The 19,622-nt window shown below is 63.1% G+C and carries 19 protein-coding genes; 7 read left to right on the top strand and 12 right to left on the bottom strand.

Annotation, left to right across the window (positions count from 1 at the left end):
- Positions 1-92 precede the first annotated feature (92 nt).
- From JW929_08515 to dapB, 3 genes are all read right to left on the bottom strand, one after another.
- Positions 93-1,352, bottom strand: coding sequence for a diaminopimelate decarboxylase (locus JW929_08515; GenBank protein ID MBN1439437.1), 1,260 nt, complete (start codon positions 1,350-1,352; stop codon positions 93-95).
- Between the two features lie 120 nt (positions 1,353-1,472).
- Entirely contained in the window at positions 1,473-2,354 is an 882-nt protein-coding gene (locus tag JW929_08510) for a 4-hydroxy-tetrahydrodipicolinate synthase (protein MBN1439436.1), read from the bottom strand.
- 13 nt (positions 2,355-2,367) lie between these two features.
- Positions 2,368-3,153: a 4-hydroxy-tetrahydrodipicolinate reductase gene (dapB, locus tag JW929_08505; GenBank protein MBN1439435.1), complete on the bottom strand. Its 786-nt coding sequence runs from the start codon at positions 3,151-3,153 to the stop codon at positions 2,368-2,370.
- A gap of 377 nt (positions 3,154-3,530) precedes the next feature.
- On the opposite strand from dapB, the gene JW929_08500 reads away from it, so the two are divergent.
- The gene (locus JW929_08500; protein ID MBN1439434.1) at positions 3,531-4,121 is read left to right on the top strand and encodes a helix-turn-helix domain-containing protein; all 591 of its coding nucleotides are present in this window, start codon (positions 3,531-3,533) and stop codon (positions 4,119-4,121) included.
- A gap of 321 nt (positions 4,122-4,442) precedes the next feature.
- Here the strand turns inward: JW929_08500 and JW929_08495 are convergent, their stop codons facing one another.
- The 8 genes from JW929_08495 to JW929_08460 form a co-directional block, all read right to left on the bottom strand.
- Positions 4,443-4,886, bottom strand: coding sequence for a VOC family protein (locus JW929_08495; GenBank protein ID MBN1439433.1), 444 nt, complete (start codon positions 4,884-4,886; stop codon positions 4,443-4,445).
- A gap of 103 nt (positions 4,887-4,989) precedes the next feature.
- Positions 4,990-5,304, bottom strand: a complete 315-nt coding sequence (locus JW929_08490) for a hypothetical protein (protein ID MBN1439432.1) — start codon at positions 5,302-5,304, stop codon at positions 4,990-4,992.
- A gap of 96 nt (positions 5,305-5,400) precedes the next feature.
- Positions 5,401-5,988: a flavodoxin family protein gene (locus JW929_08485; protein ID MBN1439431.1), complete on the bottom strand. Its 588-nt coding sequence runs from the start codon at positions 5,986-5,988 to the stop codon at positions 5,401-5,403.
- Positions 5,989-6,124: 136 nt separating this feature from the next.
- On the bottom strand, positions 6,125-6,988 hold the full coding sequence (locus JW929_08480; GenBank protein ID MBN1439430.1) for a hypothetical protein: 864 nt from the start codon (positions 6,986-6,988) through the stop codon (positions 6,125-6,127).
- A gap of 33 nt (positions 6,989-7,021) precedes the next feature.
- Positions 7,022-7,933, bottom strand: a complete 912-nt coding sequence (locus tag JW929_08475) for an alpha/beta fold hydrolase (GenBank protein ID MBN1439429.1) — start codon at positions 7,931-7,933, stop codon at positions 7,022-7,024.
- Between the two features lie 34 nt (positions 7,934-7,967).
- Positions 7,968-8,567, bottom strand: coding sequence for an SHOCT domain-containing protein (locus tag JW929_08470; GenBank protein ID MBN1439428.1), 600 nt, complete (start codon positions 8,565-8,567; stop codon positions 7,968-7,970).
- 554 nt (positions 8,568-9,121) lie between these two features.
- Positions 9,122-10,342 (bottom strand): MFS transporter, encoded by a 1,221-nt coding sequence (locus tag JW929_08465; protein MBN1439427.1) that lies wholly within the window; start codon positions 10,340-10,342, stop codon positions 9,122-9,124.
- 189 nt (positions 10,343-10,531) lie between these two features.
- A complete protein-coding gene (locus JW929_08460; GenBank protein ID MBN1439426.1) occupies positions 10,532-11,347 on the bottom strand; it encodes a caspase family protein in 816 nt (271 codons plus the stop codon).
- A 321-nt stretch (positions 11,348-11,668) separates the two neighbouring features.
- On the opposite strand from JW929_08460, the gene JW929_08455 reads away from it, so the two are divergent.
- On the top strand, positions 11,669-14,188 hold the full coding sequence (locus tag JW929_08455) for a hypothetical protein (protein MBN1439425.1): 2,520 nt from the start codon (positions 11,669-11,671) through the stop codon (positions 14,186-14,188).
- Here the strand turns inward: JW929_08455 and JW929_08450 are convergent.
- On the bottom strand, positions 14,148-14,978 hold the full coding sequence (locus JW929_08450; protein MBN1439424.1) for a protein-L-isoaspartate(D-aspartate) O-methyltransferase: 831 nt from the start codon (positions 14,976-14,978) through the stop codon (positions 14,148-14,150). The genes JW929_08455 and JW929_08450 overlap by 41 nt on opposite strands.
- A 595-nt stretch (positions 14,979-15,573) precedes the next feature.
- On the opposite strand from JW929_08450, the gene JW929_08445 reads away from it, so the two are divergent.
- The 5 genes from JW929_08445 (at position 15,574) to JW929_08425 (ending at position 19,189) form a co-directional block, all read left to right on the top strand.
- A complete protein-coding gene (locus tag JW929_08445; protein MBN1439423.1) occupies positions 15,574-16,581 on the top strand; it encodes a hypothetical protein in 1,008 nt (335 codons plus the stop codon).
- A gap of 8 nt (positions 16,582-16,589) precedes the next feature.
- On the top strand, positions 16,590-17,375 hold the full coding sequence (locus JW929_08440; GenBank protein ID MBN1439422.1) for a response regulator transcription factor: 786 nt from the start codon (positions 16,590-16,592) through the stop codon (positions 17,373-17,375).
- Between the two features lie 349 nt (positions 17,376-17,724).
- The gene (locus JW929_08435; GenBank protein MBN1439421.1) at positions 17,725-18,159 is read left to right on the top strand and encodes an EamA family transporter; all 435 of its coding nucleotides are present in this window, start codon (positions 17,725-17,727) and stop codon (positions 18,157-18,159) included.
- Between the two features lie 164 nt (positions 18,160-18,323).
- Positions 18,324-18,695 carry a hypothetical protein gene (locus JW929_08430; protein ID MBN1439420.1) on the top strand — a complete coding sequence of 124 codons (372 nt, stop codon included), beginning with the start codon at positions 18,324-18,326 and terminating at the stop codon, positions 18,693-18,695.
- Positions 18,677-19,189, top strand: coding sequence for an isoprenylcysteine carboxylmethyltransferase family protein (locus JW929_08425; protein ID MBN1439419.1), 513 nt, complete (start codon positions 18,677-18,679; stop codon positions 19,187-19,189). The genes JW929_08430 and JW929_08425 overlap by 19 nt, the downstream gene beginning before the upstream one ends.
- Positions 19,190-19,622 lie beyond the last annotated feature (433 nt).

Genomic DNA, 19,622 nt, shown 5'->3' with positions numbered 1-19,622 from the left:
CCTCCCTTCCCGTTTTACGGGAAGGGAGGAGGGGGAAAGTCCTGAGCGGAGCGAGGGACAGGGGAAGGTAGGATGGGATGGCGAGGGAAGATTTACGGTCTGAATTTCTCCAGCTCTTTAAAATCCAGCGTGGCGAAATAATCCTCCGGCGTTTCCGCCCGGCGGATTTGCACGACCGCGCCGTCTTCGCGCAACAGCAGCTCGGCCGATCGCAGTTTGCCGTTGTAGTTGAAGCCCATTGCATGGCCGTGGGCGCCGGTGTCGTGGATTACGACGACGTCGCCGGGCTCGATCTCCGGCAGCTTGCGGTCGATCGCGAACTTGTCGTTGTTCTCGCACAGCGAGCCGGTGACGTCGTAGACGCGATCGGCTCGCGCCGTTTCCTTCCCCAGCACCGTGATATGGTGGTAGGCGCCGTAGAGCGCTGGGCGCATCAGGTTGGCCATGCTGGCGTCGAGCCCGACGTAGTCCTTGTAAGTGTGCTTGAGGTGCAGGACGGTCGAAACCAGATACCCGTGCGGCCCGGTGACCGCCCGGCCGCATTCCATGTAGAGCCGCGGCGCACGCAGGCCGCGGACGAACCGTGTTTCGTACAGGTCGTGGACTTCCTCCGCGATCTGATGGAACGGCACGGCGCATTGTTCCGGCCGGTAGGGGATGCCGATCCCGCCGCCCATGTTGATGAATTCGAATTCGATCCCCAGATCGCGCGAAATCTCCGCCGCCAGGTCGGCGAGCATCTCCACGGTTTCCACGAAGTAGCGGTAATCCAGCTCGTTGGAGGCGAGCATCGTGTGCAGGCCGAAACGCTTCACGCCCTTGGCCTGGAGCCGGCGGTATCCCTCGAATAACTGCGCGCGGGTGAAGCCGTATTTGGCTTCCTCCGGCTTGCCGATGATGAAATTACCCTGGCGCGCGCTCCCGGGGTTGTAGCGGAAGCAGACCAACTCCGGCAGGCCGGCGTGCTGTTCCAGAAAGTCGATGTGGCTGATGTCGTCGAGGTTGATGATCGCGCCCAGTTCGTGCGCCTTGACGTACTCGCGGGCGGGCGTGTCGTTCGACGAGAACATGATGTCCCCGCCGGTGATCCCGACCTTCTCAGCCAACAGCAGTTCCGCCAGCGAACTGCAGTCCGCGCCGAAGCCTTCTTCCTTTAACATCTTAAGGATGAACGGGTTGGGCAGGGCCTTGACGGCGAAGAATTCCTTGAAGCCGGGGATTCCGGAGAACGAGGCCTTGAGCAGCCGCGCGGCCCCGCGGATCCCCTTTTCGTCGTAGAGGTGGAACGGGGTCGGGTGGGTGCGGGCAATTTCGCGGATCCGGTCCAGCGTGAAGGGCAGGGGCCTGTTCATCGTCGCGTCGCAATTCCTTCCTCATCCTCCACCCCCACCCCTCCTCCTTCTCCTGACTTATGCCAGGAGAAGGAGGAGGGGTGGGGGGAGAAGGATGAGGAGGGTGGAATGTGGAGAGTCCTACAGCAGACCCATCTGCTTCATCACCGCCTGGACCTTTTCCTTATTCGGCGGGCGCAGCTCGCAGATCGGCAATCGGTAGCGCTCCTGGCACATGCCCTTGAGCGAGAGCATGTACTTTATCGGGATCGGGTTGGTCTCGACGAACTCGACGGCGAACAGCGGGGCGAGCTCCTTCTCCAGCGCCTCGGCCTCGGCCGTCTTGCCTTCCAGGGCGAGGGCCACCATCTTCGACATCTTCTCCGGGACGATGTTGCTGGCGACCGAGATCACCCCGTCGCCGCCGGCTTTGATCAGCGGCATGGTCATGTTGTCGTCGCCGGAAAGCACGCAGAATTCCTTGGTCTTGCGCGCGATCACGTCCTTCATCTGGTTCAAGTCGCCCGAGGCTTCCTTCACCCCGACGACGTTGGCGCAGTCGGTCATCAGCCGCACCAGCGTGTCGGTTTCGAGGTTCACGCCCGTGCGGCCCTTGATGTTGTAGATGATCGAGGGGATCGAGACGCTTTCGGCGATCTCGCGGAAGTGGCGGTACATGCCTTCCTGGGTGGGCTTGTTGTAGTAGGGCGTGACCAGGAGCAGCGCGTCGGCGCCGGCCTTGCGGGCGTGCTTGCTGAGGCGGACGGCCTCGCGGGTGGAGTTGGAGCCGGTGCCGGCCAGGACCAGCGCGCGCCCGTTGACGTGCTCGACGGTCAGCTCGATCACCCGGTCGTGCTCGTCGTGGGTGAGGGTCGGGCTTTCGCCGGTGGTACCGCAGGGGACGATCCCGGTGACGCCGCCGGCCAGGTTGAAGTCGATCAGCTTCTTGAGCGCCCCTTCGTCGACGTTCTCATATTCGGTGAAGGGGGTGACGATGGCGGTGTAGGTGCCTCGGAGATTCATCGGATCGCTCCTTTTATTTTTTCTTCGCGGATGGGGCGGGGGGATCGGCGGGGCCCAGGACCTCGTTCATCAGGTCGTCGATCGAGTAGACCCCTTTTTTACCGCGGATGAACTCGGCGGCCGTCACCGCGCCGGCGGCGAATCCCTCGCGGCCGCGGGCGGTGTGCCGGATTTCGATCGTGTCGACCGGGCTGTCGAACAGCACCAGATGCGTGCCGGGAATCGCGCCGCCGCGGGTGCTTGAAAATTGGATTTCGTCGGGTTCGATTTTGCGGTCCAGTTTGTCCGTTACCAGCCGCCGCTTGCGGGCGATGTTTTGGAGCAGGATGTTCCCCAGCATCGCGGCCGTGCCGGAGGGGGAATCGGCTTTGCCTTTATGGTGGAATTCGTGGCCGAGCACGTCGTACTCCGGCAGGCGGTCGAACATCCGCGCGGCGCAGCCGATGATGCGGAACAGCGCGTTGACCCCGAGCGAGAAATTGCCCGACCAGATCAGCCCGACCTTGTGCTCGGCGACGGTCCGTTTCACGTCCTCGATGCGATTATACCAGCCGGTGGTGCCGATCACCATGTTCTTGCCCAGCATCGCGACGCAGCGGATGTTCTCCACCGCCGTTTGCGGGGTGGTGAAGTCGATGCACACCTCCGCGTCGGCGAGCGCCTCGGCGGTGATTTCCTTGCGGCACTCCCCGCCGCCCAAGGGATCGACGACGGCGGTGATCGTGTGGCCCCGGGCTTCCGCGAACTGCCGCACCGTCCGGCCCATCCGGCCGTATCCGATCAGCGCGATTTTGGCCATGGTCTATCCTCTCCAGCATGCCGGCGGCGCACGCCCGGCCCCATGATGCATTCCTGCCCAACCCGGATGCAGGCTGCGCCGGGTCCGGGCCTCATTGCAGGCACTCAATGACATTTTGCATGGGATTTGACAGCGCATATTTTACCGAATCCCAGGCGGACGGCCAAACAGATTTTTACCGATGTGGGCGGCCGCGCCCTCCGCAGACCGGAACGCCCCTCCCTGCTCCGGATCCGCCTCTCCGGCGGCAGACAGGCGGCGTGCTGCCAGTCGGGGAGATCGCGGGCGGAAGGCAAATGTCGTATAAATGTCGTATCCACGGCGTTGCGATTCCGGAGGCGGTTTCTAGAATAGGGGCAAAACGAAAGGGAAAAAACATGAACCAGACCGAACTTGGATTGAGGGTCGCGGAATTGCGCCAGCAAAAGGGCCTCACGCAGGAGCAGTTGGCGGAGCGTTGCGAAGTCAGCCCGCGCACCATCCAGCGCATCGAAAGCGGCGAGGTCGATCCGCGGGCCTACACCCTGCATTGCCTGGGTGCGGCTCTCGAGTTTGATTTCGGCGGGGAGAATGCGGCCAATGAAAACCTGTGGCTGACGGTCCTCCATCTGAGCAGCATCGCCTGCGTCTTCCTCGTTCCGCTGCTGTTGTGGTCGTGGATGAAGAACCGCTCCTGCCGGATCGACCAACAGGGGCGGTTGGTGCTGAACTTCCAGATCACCATGATCCTGCTGCTGGCCGCCTCCGGTTTCCTGCTCATGCTCTACCCCGCCTTGCTGATCTTCGCGGGAGAGGGGCTCGTGCGGGAAATGGAAAGCTCGCGCCTGTTCCTGGCGGCCACCCTGTGCCTGCCGATGCCCGCGATTTTCATCGGAGTCTTCTGCGCCTTCCAGGGCGTGGTCAACGCCATGCGGTCCCTGGCGGATAAGCCCGTCCACTACCCGCTGAGCATCCCGTTCGTGAAATGAGCAATCCGGCGGCGGGAAGCGGAAAGGGCTATGGATAACGGTTTTGCGAGCATGTCCTCGCGCCCGCCCTCGGCATGCTCTTTGCCGGGGGGAGTGGGGGCGAACGTAGGGGGCGTTGCCCTTCTTGGCTGTGCGCAATGACAATCGCGAATTTCTTTTTCGGCGCCATATTGGAAAAGTGGGCGCCGGAGACTTTGGGCGTTACCGGATGTCGAGGATTCTGATCCGGTGCCGACGGCCGAGGCAAACCGGCGGCCTGCACCTGACAGGTGTCCGACACCTGTCAGGTGGACGATACCGGTCAGGCGCGGACTGCCCGCCTTACCCCCGGGATTGCAGCTCCAGGATGTTGCCTTCCGGATCCGCGGCGTAGACGAACGTCAGCCGGCCCACGCCCTCCACCGTGCGCGAGACGGCGGAGCCGATCGCGCGGCCGCCGCGGGCGATCACGGCCCGCAGGCAGGCTTCGACGTTTTCCACTTCGAAGGCGAGGTGGGAAAAGCCCTCGCGGTTGGCCGCCGGCGCGGGCTTGGGCTCGTTGCGGGCGTACTGGAAAATCTCGAGCGTCGGTCCCGCTTCGCCCCATCCGGGCAGGCGCAGGTGGACCCCGTCGATCGCCGCGCCGGGCACGCCCGTCCCCCGTTCCAGCCACTCGCCCGCCATGTGCCGCTCCGGCGGCACGCGGACGCATTCGAACACTTCCTCATAGAAGTGCACCAGCGCACGCCAGTCCTTGGAAATGATGTTGGTGTGTTTGTATTTCATCCCTCGCCTCCTACCCCTGCACCGCTTCCCTCTCTCCCGGAGTCAATCCGGAAGAGGGGGGAGGAGCCGGGGGATGGGGGTGAGGCGGCGCCCTTCGCACCGCCTAAATCGTGCCGGTGTGGTCCGGGCAGTGAATCCGGTGAACGCGCGGATCCTCCTCGTTCCAGGAGGGGAATCCCAGCGCCGCCCGCCAGACGTACAGGTCGATCACGTGCAGCAGCGCCGGGCACACGCCCGCGGGCCACAGGTAGGGATTCTCATAATAGAAAACGTCGCCCAGGTAGTGTTTGCACTCCCCGCGTTTTTGTATCATCTTGATCTCGACCCGCGCAATCCGGCTCCAATACTCATGATACTCGTCGCGGGTCATCGGTTTGGCAAGGTCGATGCCGAGATTCAATTTCCCGGCTGCATTCATGATTCCGTTTCTCCTTTGGTATCCTCGATGGGCACGAAGAGCGCTGAGGGCGCTTGGTTTATTTTATTCGCGTCTTTCAAGGCTCCCTTTGCGGATTCACTTCGCCGCCGCGGTGTGCTTGAGCATCCGGTACATGTTCCGCGCCAGGTTCTCCACGGTGCGCAGGCCGAGCGTGTCGGTCTTCGCCTCGCCCATGATCGTTCCGCCGGCGTGGCTGAACCCCCGCCCGTCGCTCACCACCCGCATGTTCTGCTGCAGCAGGAAGGTGTGGATGTTCTGCAGGGTGGTCTCCTGGCCGCCGTTGCGGAAGCCGCCGCAGGCGATCCCGCCGCCGACCTTCCCGGAAAGCTCCAGGTCCTGGTCGTACGCCGGCCGCAGCGGAACCGTGCGGTCCATCATGTTTTTCAGGATGCCGGAGACCATGCCGAAGTATACCGGAGAGCCGAGGATCAGCCCGTCGCACCCTCGCAGCGCCGCAAGGATTTCGGCCATATCGTCGTCGTAGCGGCATTCGCGCGCCTTCTGACAAGCCCAGCATCCGGTGCAGGGATGGATCTCCTTCCCGGCCAGGGAAAGAAAGGTGCAATGCGCGCCTTCGGATTTGAGGATGTCCAGCGCATGCCGGACGGCGAAGGCGGTGTTGCCGCCCGGGTTTGGGCTTCCGGAGATTCCCAGAATCTTCATGCGGCACCTCCCAATCGGCTGTTGCGGTCTCCTTGGATGGAGGTTTCTGAGGCCCGGGAATGCAGGGCCAAAGTCTCATTCATACCATGTCAACCTGAGGACGCGGTATTTACGTCCGAAGGATCTCCGCCACGCCTTAGGATGACTCGCGGACAGGATTTTTCGGACTCGACCGATCACTCCGCACGACTCCGCGCAGGAAGAGGAAGAACGGCACGAACACGATCAGACTCATGGCCAGGATCACCAGCGTATCCGCCGCGCGGAACGCGGAGCCGGTGAGCGACGGTTCCAGAAGGAACACGAAGATTAATCCGACGAACAGCATGCTAAGCGAAAAGAGCAGCCCCAACCCAAAGGCGTATCCGGCCGCCTTGCGGCGCCAGAGCATCACCCCGCCGAGGATCCACAGCGGAGAAACGGCGAGGTCGGTGAGGTTGAGCGCCAGCTCGGTATCCGTCAGGAGCGGCCCGCGGACGATCGAGGCGACGATCTTGCCCGCGGCCAGGAATAAATACAGGGCTCCCAGGACGGCCAGCACCCCGCCGGCGAGTCGTTCGGGGACGGCTCCGGCCAGCCGGTTCCGCACCGCTTCCCCGTCGATGCCGTGCCGCAGCCGGAGCAGCGCGTATCCGCATAACAGCACCAGCAGGAGGTAGGCCGGGATGGCTGAATCGAGCGGCATGCTGAAGAAATAGATCAGGTAGTTGTAGAAGATATACAGCAGCGCGCCCAGCCACAGGAGCAGCCCGGCGAGTTTCCCGCGCGCCGCGAAGGCCATCGACCCGAGCAGGATCGGCAGGCCGATGATCAGGTTCGCCGCGTCGTTGGGGAGGAACGCTTTCCGGAATTCGTCGCTCGGATACACCGCGGAAGGGAACAGCAGGCCGGCAGCGGACATCACGGCCATGCCGATCACGATCGCCCATGAGCAGGCCAGAACGGGGGCGAGACGGAGCTTGACCGGGAACTGCGGGTTGGTTGCGGAATCTGCATTCATGGGTTTTCCATCCTTTGCTTCCACGATATACGATCAAATGGATAGAAGCGCATCCCGGAAGAAAGCAATCATTCGCTGCCGGTATTCGCCGGTTCTTTTGTCCCAGCTTTCGGTATGGCCGGCCTCCGGCACTTCCCACAGGGTGCAGCTCTCCCCCGCGGCGCGGAGGAATTTACGCTGCATCTCGCGTTCGTAATCGCCCCGCGCTCCCGAGATCAGCAGCACCGGCCGCGGCGCGATGAGGCCGAGCGCTTCGGTCACCGGCAGCGGACCCGGCACACCCTGCAGCTTCCACACCTGGAAGCCGACCCATTGGAAGGGAAGCTCGAGCAGGCGCATCGGAGAGATCCAGACCGGCACGTCGGCGAACGCATTCGGACCGGCGCCGTCGGCGAGCACACCGGCGATGTCCTCCTCCGCGGCCGCGGCCTGGATCGCTTGCAATCCGCCGAGCGAGATCCCCAGGATGCCGATCTTCCCGCTCACGTCCTCCTGCTCCCGCAGGAACGCCGCGGCGGAAAGGATATCCCCGCCGCCGAAGGTGACGGTCTCGCCGCCGCTCTCGCCGTGCGCCCGCGCATCCAGCAGCAGGACCCCGAATCCCTCCTCGGCCAGCGCGATTCCCTGCGGCAAGACCGAAATCCGGTTCCCGCCGAGCCCGTGGGCGACGATCACCGCCGCGCCGTTGCGCGAGCGGATGTACCAGCCGCGCAGGAGGATCCCCGCTTCGGAGGGTATTTCGATTTCTGCGAACGGGATTTCCCAATCCGCCGGAGTGGCGCAACACACGGGCAACCGCGGGGGATGGGCGCGGCCTTCGGCGTATTGGAAAGGAAGGATGCCGTAGAAGGCGACGAGCAACCCGGCCGCGAGCGTTCCCGCCGCAAAGCGGATCAGGTTGCGCGCGTAGACGGCCGACCGGCGGGGTACAGGGTTTTTTCTCATCGCGACGACCGAAACCGTTGGGCGTTGCGGATGCTCACAAGTTGGCGAGGATCTGCTTGCGCTTCTCCTGGTATTCCTCCTCGGTGATCAAGCGCTTGGTTCGCAGGGTTTCCAATTCCTCCATCCGCGCCACCGAATTTTCCTCCGCGGGGTTCTGCACATGCACTTCCTTCAATTGGATGCGCTTCGGTTTCTCCGGATCGTACACCACCTGGGCGGTGATCCCGGGCCGGACAAGCGCGGCGTTCAACCGCGAAACCAGGGTCTTGGCTTCGGCCTGGAACACCTCGCCGGACGGGGATTTCACCTCGAGCAGCATCCCGATCTGCGGGTTGTCGTTGATCGTCGTGCCGGTATCCCACACCTTGAGCACCCGCGCATCGGCGGTCACCCCGTTCTTGATCGTCGGCGGGACGATCAGACGGTAGAAGTGGTGCAGCATCCACAGCGTGATTCCCAAGCCGATGAGCATGACCGGAATGGGGAACAACTCTTCCGTTTCCAGCATCCGGGGAATGTTCATCTCGCGCACCGCAGACCAATCCGCCTCCTGGGCGACGCCGAGGATGCTGACGGTGAAGCTGACCACGGCGATGACGCCGCCGAGGATGAAAACCCACCGCAAGTTCTTCATGCCGGCCTCCCGACAGTCGAGTTATGGAATCCGGGGCGCGAATGCTTGGCTGAGGATTGTATCAGCGAATCCCAAGCCGGGATCCGCGGCGGAGGTGTGGCAAGCGCGGGAGGAAGCCGCAAGGCGTAGGCGGGAGGCAGAGGAAGGGATTCGGCGCGAAGGAGCGGCCGGATGAACGCCGGGCTGGCGATTCCCATCGCTGCACCCGCGGCCCAAAAAGGCTCGGCAACCCGCCGGGTGCGTCTCGCGCCGGCGCGTTGCCGAGGGGTGGGTTGGCCTGGGATCCTTTATGGAGGAAAGCGACGACAAATCCGCCCGGGGTGCCGGAGAATACCGGCCTTACACTTTCGGATTCGACTGCCGTTTCCGGCGCCGGGGATTACGATCCGTCGCGCATCATCATCAGGTGAACGGATACGGCGAATATCCCGGCGGCGGCGTCCAGCACGGGCAGTCCGCGTACCGCGAGGATGATCCGCAACCCGGCCAAGGCGGGTGAGGCCGCGTGATTTCGCGGCGGTTTCGATTAACCCGGCGTGTTTCGGATTTTCCGTCTACCGTCTGGCTGGAACGGCTGCGCCCGCGGCTGAAATCCGGCTGGATCTCGCCAAGAGCAGGCTGACGAATCCCAATCCGGCGGCCGCCGACCAGAACACGAACGGCGCGCCGGGGGCGATGCCGGCCAGCATATTGCCCAGCGGCGGGGAGATGAGGCCGCCGATAAAGAAGAAGGTCATCGCGAACCCGGTCGCCGTGCCGGCGTAGGTCGGCCCGACGTTCTCGTCGTCGATCGTGACGGTCAGCAGGACCGACATCGTTCCATCGCGCGTCATCCCCGCCAGCACGACCGCCGCCCAAACCGCCCAGCCCTGGGCCGCCGGAAGCCAGCCGCTGCCCGCGGCCATCAGCGCCAGCGTGGCGAGCAGGATCGTCTTGCGGGAGGGCAGGCGGTCGGAGAGGAAGCCGATCGGCAGGATGAGCAGCAGGCTGGCGACGTAAATCAGCGAGACGGCCGCATCCGCCCGCGCGCCCGGCCAGCCGATGCTTCGCAGATAGAGCGCCAGGTATCCGGAGATCCCCTGCTGGCAGGCGCCGACTCCGAGATAGGCCAGCCCCAGCAGCCAAAGGCTCTTCTGCCGGAAAATGTGGGCGAGCGCTTGGCGCATGGGGACCGCCGCCGGCTTGCCGCCGGCCGCGCTTTGTTCCGGCAAGGGATTAATCAAAATCCATGGCACGGTGATCAGCGCCGCCAGCCCGCCGAAGAAGAGCATCGTGTTGCGCCAGCCGCCCAACGCCGGGGATAGAACCGAGGCGCCCAGCAGTGATCCGAGCACCATGCCGCCCGCCATTCCCATCGAGACCACGCTGTTGGCCGTCCCCAACTGTTTGTGAAACCAGATTCCGCTGATCTTGAAACCGCTGGTCGAAACCATCGGAACCACGCCGCCGGCCATGAGGACGATGAACAACAGCGCGGGAAAATCCTGAGCCAGGGCGCGCACCGCATTGGCCGTCCCGAGCAAAAGAATCCCGGCGATCAGCACCCGTTTGGGGCCGAAGCGGTCGATCAGCGCGCCGGCGAGGGATCCGGAAAAGATCGCCAGCAGAGAACCGCTTCCCCAAATCATCCCGATTTGGACCAGGCTGAGGTTCAGATCCCGGCCGATCTCGTCGAACAGAACCGCCAGGCTGGATCCCGGCCCGGTGATCACAAGCGCGAGGGTGAAAGCGATGAACACCAATATTCCCCAACGGTATTTCGGGTGGTTTCTCACGGTTTGCTCCACAAACGCGGATTGGCCGGGGGGGTTGCGGCCGGATTAAAAGACGGCGCCGGCATGCGGCGCCGGGAAGCAGTATACCCCATTCGCGGAGGGCGATGACGGGGGAAAAGGAGAGCGGGGGAGCGGACTCTGCCCGCGGTTTGGATCAATCGGCGGCGGAGGATTGCTTCCCGAGGCGGGTCAGACGAGCGCCTGCCAGCGCTTCATGCTCTTGGTTCCGTAAAGGTTCGGCGTCTGCGGATATTGCTGCGAAGGAAGCACCTCGCGGATCGCGGCGTACCAATCCTGGTAGGTCGCCCCTTGGGGAAGGGCGGCCAGCGCCTGCAATGCCACGAAGGTGAACACGCCGTTCGGCCGGCCGCGGAACCAGGCGTCGTAGCTGTATTCCGCATCCTGGCAGCCGGCGAGGAGCAGCCCGCCGTTCCGCCCGGGCGGGCTGGATCGGCGGATGGCGCGCCGGATGCCGAATTTTTGGGTCTGGCGCTTGGAGAGGAAGGCGCCGGGCGGCAGAAAGCGCACCCGCCGCCGGGGAGGCGTTTTCCCCCCGGTGGCGGGCGGGGTGCTGATCCGCACGAACCGCGCCACCGTTCCGGAATTGCAGGAATCCGAGATCATCACCAGCCTCACGCCCGGCTTCCGCGCGCCGTACATTTCGAACAGTTCGTCGTCGGTGATGACGCCCTTGGCGCGGACGTCGTACGGGCACAGGCATTCGTCGGTTCCGTCCGGTTCGTCCCCGTCCTCGTCGGGCACGAACGATCCGTGCCCGGAATAATGCACGACGATCAGATCGCCGGACTCGGCGCCCGAGACGATCCCGCGGATGGCCGCGCGCATCGCTTTGCCGGTCGCCCGGCGGTCGGTCAGGCGCCGCACGGAAAAGCCGCGTTCGCTGAAGGCGGCTTCCCAATCGCGGGCGTCGTTGACGCACCCGGCCAGGTCGCTTTCGGTGCCAGGGTAATTGTTGATGCCGATGCACAGGGCGTATTTGGCCATGAAAAACCTCCCTCTCCGGCGTTCTGTGAATTCTACATGGATCGCGGCGAAGAAGGCAATGATGATGAAGACGTCTGCGCAATCGCTCGCCGTCCGGTCCTCTGTCACCTCCTTCCCTCCTCCCGATCCCCTCTCTCTCTGTTTCTTGATCTCGCATTAGTTTTTTTTTCATACCTATTACGGATGACCGACGGCTGGAGGATGGGCCGCCCGGAAGAAAAAAACGGAGGAACCGCCCCGGACGGCAGGATTGGCATTGCGCAGGCGGTTGTGGCAGACTGAGAAGGCCTCGCCGGCCGCTGGTTGGAGACCCATGCCCTGATGGTCGCATCGCCGGGATCCCGCTTTCGCGGTTCCGCGCCGATCCGCGGCCCCGCCGCCGGACTCTTTTTGCTTTCCGCCGCCACCCTGCTTTTCGAGATCAATCTGCCCCGCCTGTTTTCCGTCGCCCAGTTCTATCATTTCGCGTTCATGATCGTCAGCATCGCCCTGCTCGGGTGCGGGGCGAGCGGGACGGCGCGGAAGGTTTTCCCCGCGGCCGGGAAGCGCGCCCCCGCGCGCACGCTCGGCCGGCTTGTCTTGGCCGCGGGGGCGGGCATGCTCGGATCGTTCCTGCTGATCAACGGACTGCCGTTCGATTCGTTCAGCATCGCGTGGGATTCCCGCCAAGTCGCCGTCCTTGTCCTCGACTACCTCGCCCTGACGGAGCCGTTTTTTTTCAGCGGCCTGGCCGTGGGGATGCTGCTCGCGATGTTCCCGCACAGCGCCGGGGCGGTGTACGCCGTCAATCTGGCGGGCTCGGCGGCTGGATGCCTGGCCGCGCTGGCGGCGCCGACCCTGCTCGGCGGTGAGGGAGTGGTGGTCCTGAGCGCGGGAGTTTCGGCGCTGGCCGCCTTCGCCACGGCGCCGCCGGGTTGGATTCCCGGGAAAACCGCCGCGCGGCCGCCGCAGGAAACGCGCCGAAGCCGCGGTTCCGCCGACCGGAGGATCCTGCTTTCCGGTGCGGCATTTCTCCTGCTGATATTTGCGTCCGCCGATACGGCCGCGCGCCTCGCGGGAATGGGCGGCTTCGCGTTTCTGGAAATCCGGCTTTCGCCCTACAAGGGTCTATCCTACGTGATGCAGCAACCGGGGGCGGAGATCCTTTCCCGCGAATGGAACGCGTTCTCGCGGATCGACGTCGTCCGCAGCCCCGCGATCCACTCGGTGCCGGGGTTGAGCTATCGCTGGCTGGGGCCGCTTCCGCGCCAGGACGGGCTTTTGACGGACGGCGACGACCTGAGCCCGATCGTCGATCCGTCGGCGGATCCGGCCTTCGCCGCCTTTCTGCCAGCCGCGCCCGCCCATCGGATTCGCCCGCAGGCCGAGGTGCTGATTCTGGACCCGCGCGGAGGCTTGGACGTGTTGACCGCTTTGCATTTCCAAGCCGTCTCGGTGACGGCGGTTGAGGAGAATTCGCTTGCCGTCCGGGCCGCGGAAAGGATTTACGGCGATCCGCACGTGGAAACGGTTGTCGGATCGGGCCGCAGTTACCTGCGGCGCACCCTGCGGCGGTTCGACCTAATCATGTTCTCGCTCACCGCCTCCTACCATCCGTTGCGTTCCGGGGCTTACAGCTTGGCGGAGGATTACCGCTTTACGGTCGAGTCGTTCGCGGACGCGCTCCGGCGGCTGAAGTGCGGGGGGATGCTTGTCGTCACCCGTTGGCTGCAATACCCGCCGAGCGAGGAGCTGCGGGCCTTCGCCCTGGCCGTGGCCGCCATGGAGGAGCTGGGAAGGGAGCCGCGGCCGCGAATCGCCGCCTGGCGCGGCTACAACACCGCGACGATCCTTGTGAAGGATAGCCCGTTCATCCCCGAAGAGCTCACAGCGCTCCGCGAATCCACCGGCGCCCTGGCCTTCGACCTGATCTACCTGCCGGACATCCGCGAGGAGGAAATGAACCGCTTCAATATCCTCACCGAATCGGTTTACTTCCGGGCCTTCCATGACCTCCTGGATGCCGATCCGCGCGCGGATTTTTATGCGGCCTACCCGTACGACGTCTCTCCGCCGACCGACGACCATCCCTTCTTCGGCCACTTCTTCAAAGGATCGCAGGCCGGCGCGGTGCTGGCGGAATTCGGAAAGGTCTGGCAGCCATTCGGCGGGGCCGGATATATCGTCGTCCTGGGGCTGTTGATCCTGGCCGTGTTGCTTGCGGCGGCGCTCTTGGCCGTGCCGCCGATCCTTCGGCGCACAACCGGAGCGGATGGCGCGGAGTCTGCTTCGGCGACCGCCCGCGAAATCTTCTACTTCGGGATGATCGGATTCGGCTTTCTGCTGGTGGAGATCCCGCTCATCCAGCGGTTCATCCTCTTTCTGGATCGCCCGGCCTACGCGATGACGGCGGTGTTGTTTTCGCTGTTGGCCTTTTCCGGTGCGGGCATCGCGGTCGGCGCCCGATTGCCCCTCGGCCGCGCGCTTCTCGCCCTGGCGGGGATCCTGCTTTCGGCGCCGGTTCTGCTTCCAATGTTGTTCTCCGCCGCGCTCGGCCTGCCGCTGGCGGCGCGTTTCGCGCTGACCGTACTCTCGTTGGCGCCGGCCGGGTTCCTGATGGGCGTCGCCTTTCCGGGCGGAATCCGCTGGGCGCTGGCGCGGGACCCGCGGCCGGAGCGGATTCCGCGGATCTGGACGGTGAACGGGTCGGCGTCGGTCGTGGCGACGGTGGCGGCGGCGTTGTTGACTCTGTCGCTGGGATTCATGCGCGTGTTTTTATTGGGAGCCTTGTGCTATGCGGGAGCCGGGCTGGCCGCCGGGTCTACATCCGCGGCGCTTCGCCTTCCGCGCCCGCGCCGGTGAGGGGCACAAAGATCACGGAGCCGATGTTGTAGGCCTTCAACCCGTCCCCTTCGTCCACGAATTTCCATAGGGTCTGATAACCGCCCTGCGGGCCGATCGGGATGACCAGCCTTCCGCCTACGGCGAGCTGCGCCGCCAGAGGCGCGGGCAGATGGTCGGGCGCGGCGGTGACGATGATTGCGTCGAACGGCGCGAATTCCTCCCAGCCGTAGTAGCCATCCCCTTGTTTGATCCGGACCCGGCCGTAGCCCAGGTCCTTCAGCCGGTCTTCGGCGAGGGTTTCCAGTTCGGGCACGATCTCGATCGTGAACACCTCGGCGTACCCCAGCTCAGCCAGCACCGCCGCCTGGTAGCCGGACCCCGTTCCGATCTCGAGCACCCTTTCGCCCGGCTTCAAGCCGAGCAGTTCGGTCATCCAGGCGACGACGCAGGGTTGCGAGATCGTCTGCCCGTATCCGATCGGCAGCGGATGATCGGCGTAGGCCTGGCCGGCGAACTCCGGCGGAACGAACTTGTGCCTCGGAACCGTCCGCATCGCTTCCAGCACGTCCGGATCGGAGATCCCGCGCGACTCGATGTCGTCGCGGATCATGGCCAGGCGCGCGTTCAGATACGGATCGGTTGCTTCCGACGCCTGCGGAGAGCCGGAGGCGAGGGCGGAGGAACCGGCCGAGGGTTTCGGATCGGCGGATGGCGTCCCCGGCGCACAGCTTGACGCCGGAAGCAACATGAGGAGCGGTAGAAGCGCGGAGAAGGGGGGGCCGCGCCGGGTTGAGGATTTCGCGGTCATGCCGAAGCCTCCCCGGCGATCGATCTTTCCATTATAGCGCGCCGAGCAATCCCGAAGGTTTCTCTGATTCCGTTGCAACAAGGGAGTCTTCTTATCCTCTCCCTCACACTCTTCCCCCTCTCCCAGCTTACCACCGCTTCGCGAGGGCGGGCGCTGGGAGGGGAAAGATAAAAAACCGGCGTTTTTCAGGTTTTTCGTCTGGGATAGGACGGTGAAGATATTGTCGAATCCCGTGGACGACGCAGAAAAAGTGTTTTTGTAGTGGTGTCTTCTCTGCCAAGGGAAATGACTGTCGTTCCGGAGCGTTCCCATCGGGCGTCCGGTGGAAGAAAATGGAAAAAACGGTCATGCCCGGGTGTTCAATCGGGCATCCGGTCGGACAATCCCTGGATCCCTGCCGGGTGCTCCCCGCTTCATGATCATTCCGGTTCCCCAACCTCGGGAAGGGGAAACATTCCACAGTGCGCCGGTTGCGGCGCGGCGCTTGATTCCGAATCATCAGCGGCACGCGGAGTAAACGCGCCCGGATCGAATCACGAGGCGATTTCTTGTCTGTGTATCCTGTATAATACCGTAAGACGGGAAGGGTCGTTCGATGAGGAAAATCATCCTGGTCAGCGGAGATCGAAAAACCCAAGAAGCCGTCAGGGCCGGGTTGCCCAAGGGAGCCGTGCTGGAGGAGGCGGCCGCGCTCGGCGGACTCCTCCGACCGCACGAAACCTCCGCCGAGGGCAAGTATGCGGGCACGGTCATCCTTGTCGATTGCTCCGGAGAACCGATTCCCGCCGGCCGGCTCGAACCGTTCACCCGGGCCGGAATTCCCCTGATCGCTCTGCTGGATTCGCCCGATCGGCGCGAAGACGTTTTTCGCGCCGGATTCGACGATTACCTCCTGCGTCCGATCCTGCCCGAAGAATGGACCGCCCGGCTGAGGCGGCTGGCTCGGGCGCCCGAGGAAGCGCTTGAACGCGATCGCCAGGCCGCCGTCGGGCGTCTGACCTCCTACTTTTGCCACGCGGTCAACAACTCGATGCAAACCATCCGCGGCGCGGTCGACCTGGCGCGCGAGGAGCCGGACCTCCCCGCGGAAGTGGCCGAATACCTGGCCATTTGCCGCCGCGAGACCGAGCTCATCGGCAAGAAGATCGACCGCCTGCGCCAGATCTACCGCCCGAAGGCCTCGCCGCCCGAACCGATCCAATTGGAGGCGGCGGTTCGCGAAGCTCTGAAGATGGCGGCCGACGATCTGTTGCGCAACAACGTCGCGGTCAAAGAACTAGTCGAAGCTTCGCTGCCCGTCCTCCACGTCTCGCCCGACAAGATCATCCTTGCCTTGCTGCTGATCCTCTTCCACCTCGGCGCGGAAATGGGCGCGCGGGGCGGCGGGGAACTGCGGGTGCAGGTCGAACGCGGGGGCGGAAATGTCCGATTGAGGATGGATACCGCGGCCGGCGCGGGCGCTCCGGGATCCGCCGTCCCTCTTCCGCCGGGCTTGGAGCCGGCGCGCGAATTGATCCGTTCCGAACGCGGGCAGATCCAAGCGGCCGCCCGGGACGGCGGGTTCAGCCTTCAGGTAAGTTTCCCGGCGGGAGGAGGCTCGTAGGGAACGTTATGGAGAATCCCCGAGTCCTGATCGTCGACGACGAGCCCGGCGTGCGCGCGGTTCTCCAGAAAACGCTCGCCACCGAAGAGTACAACCTGGAACAGGCCGCCGATGGATGCGAAGCGATCCGCAAACTCGACGCCGCGGAGTACGACGTGCTGCTGGTGGACCTGAAGATGATGCCGGTCGACGGCTTGCAGGTGATCAACGCCCTGCGCGCCAAGGGATCCGACGCGGCGGTGATCATCCTCACCGCCCACAGCACGATCGAAACCGCGGTCGAGGCGTTGCGGCTGGGCGCGTTCGATTACCTGTTCAAGCCCGCCGCGCCGGAAGTGATCCGCAAACGGGTGCGCGAGGCGGTTCACTACAGCCGCCAGGTGACCCGCCGCTCCAGGCTGCTCGGGCAGGTGGAATCACTGCGCCAAAGCCTGATCGACCTGGACGCGGATGCCGGACCGGAGCGGCAGGCCGTCGCCCCGGACCGGTTCCTGCGCTCGGGGAAGCTGGTGATCGACAAATACCACCGCTCGGCGATGCTTGACTCCTCGGTGCTTGACCTTACCACCGCCGAGTTCGACCTGCTGGAGGCGCTGGTGGAAGCTTCTCCCGAGACGATCGCGCCCCGCGAACTGGCTCGGCGCGCGCTGCATTACGACCCTCAGGAAATGGAAGCCCGCCAGACAGTGAAGTACCACGTCCACCAGCTGAGGCGCAAGCTGGGCGATGATACCCGCAGCCCGAAATATATTAAAACGGTCCGCTACAAAGGCTACTTTTGGGGGGATGGATAAGGTAGAGACCCATCTTCTTCCCCGGGAAGCGTGAGCTCCCCCGCTAAGGTGCGAGATTGGCTATACCGGCGCCCGCTCTCGGCGTGTTTCCGCCGGAAGTGAATTGTGCCGGCATCCATGGAATCATCGAATGATACTGGATCCCGGCTTGGAGCACCCGCGCTTCCCCCGCTTCCCCCGGCAAAGAGCATGCCGAGGGCGGGCGCGAGGACAGGCTCGCAATGACACTCTCAAAGGCCTTTTTCGGCACCTTGCGAATGGCTTTGGCCCCAAAGAGAAAAAACCGTAGAGCATTCACCACTGGGATGACGTCGCATCCGATACACAATTGGAAATAAGGAAATTTAAAATGAATGTCACGGAAAATTGGCTTATCTGGGCACTACTGTCAGCCGTTTTCGCGGCATTAACGGCCATTTTTGCGAAAATCGGGCTGGAAGGAGTGGATTCTGATCTCGCCACACTGATCCGGACGGTGATCATCATGGCAGTTCTTGCGGCCTTTGTGTATTTTGCTGGAAAATGGAGCAATCCCTTTAAACTATCATCCAGAACGTGGCTGTTCTTGGTTTTATCCAGTTTGGCGACAGGGGCGTCGTGGGTATGCTACTTCAGGGCATTGAAGATCGGCGATGCCTCCAAAGTCGCACCCGTGGATAAACTGAGCCTTTTATTGGTCGCGGTATTTGCGGTGATTTTTCTTGGGGAGCGGCCGTCCATCAGGGAATGGGTTGGAATCCTTATGGTTGGAGCAGGCGTTTTTATTCTTGCGCTGCGCATCTAGGTGGAAATAGACGAAAGGCCGTCGATTGTTGAAAAACCTTGGCAGCTCCTCTGTTTTGAGATCCCCGCCGTTGGACCTTCGAGTCGGCAGATCCGGAAAGGTGTTATTATGGGAAGGAGTCCAGATTCTAAAAAAAGGATAGCCGCCGGTCGTTTGGAGGAAGGATGGACGCTTCGTACGAAGCCAGGGATTACTACATCTATATAAAGGTCATCGGCCGGTATTCCATCGCCTCCACACAGCAAATCTTCCGCGAATGGATGAACCAGGTTAAAAAATACAAAATCTACAAGGCGGTTTGCGATCTGACGCAGGTGATCGGATTGTCGCGGTGGAATCCCATCGGTGAAAACCGTTTCAACGCGGGGGAGCTGATCGCATTGTTCATGCCGAAGAACGTCACTCTGGCGATCCTGTCCCATCCCGGACAGGTCGACCTGGGCCGGCTGATCGAGAGCATTTTTAAAAACCGCGGCATCAGGGTCAAGGTGACGCAAAGCCTTGAGGATGCCCTCAAATGGCTGAAGCTCAAATAAAAAAGGCGCTTAATGGCGGCAAACTATCCGGGATTATCATCGCCGGCTGTATCCTCATCGATGTCGTTGCCGGTTCGGTCTTCGGATTAAGCGTGTTGAAAATCCCCACTCCGATCGGGATGGAATGGCTGTCGTGGATGGCTGTTGCCGCCGGCATTGCGGCATTGTTTGCCGGAAGCGTTGTTGGGTATCTTTCGCATGAGGTGTTCCACAAAGCCGCGTCTGCGGACGGCGCGGTTAAATTCCTTATGCAGGACGGGGTTTATGCGTCGGTCCGCCACCCGTTCTACGCATCGCTGATGATGATATCCTTGGGGTTGGCCCTGTTGTTCCAATCCCTCGTCCTGTTTTTGGGTTTTTTAATCGTGGTGTTCATCTTGGTGCGCGAATCCAGGATTGAAGAGAAAATATTGGAAAACACCTTCGGGGGGGAATACTTTCGTTACCGGCAAAAATCCGGGATGTTTTTCCCCAAACTGTTACGGTTAAAATAATGAAAATCCCGGCTTGGAAAAAACCGGACCCCGCTGCTGTATCGTTCAGGGTCAAAGATCCGCCCAAACCCGCGCATTCCCGCATGGCTGGCATAAAGGGAACAACGAGACAACAGCGGTCGTCATCCCTGCGCGTTTTTTTTGGCGGGATTCCGCTGGTTTCGTCAACCCTCCGATCGGGAACTCCGATGCCAACGGACACGAAATGAAATCGCTCCTATATTTACAGTCATTGCCGGGGATAGCCGAAAAATTGGATCTCCTCAGCCCCCCGTCCTTCCTCTTTCCTCCCTCCCATCCCCCAAACGTTCCCCTCGCTTTCCCTCGGAACAAACGCTCGGGATAGGCGCTCGGGACGTGCCGTTCGAGGACAGGCTTCCCCCCCTATCCTGACATACCCCCGATTCACAAGGGCTGGCGTCAGAAGGAGCGA

The sequence above is a fragment of the Anaerolineales bacterium genome (genome assembly GCA_016928575.1).
GTDB lineage: Bacteria > Chloroflexota > Anaerolineae > Anaerolineales > RBG-16-64-43 > JAFGKK01.
This window is presented reverse-complemented; position numbering and strand designations above follow the sequence as displayed.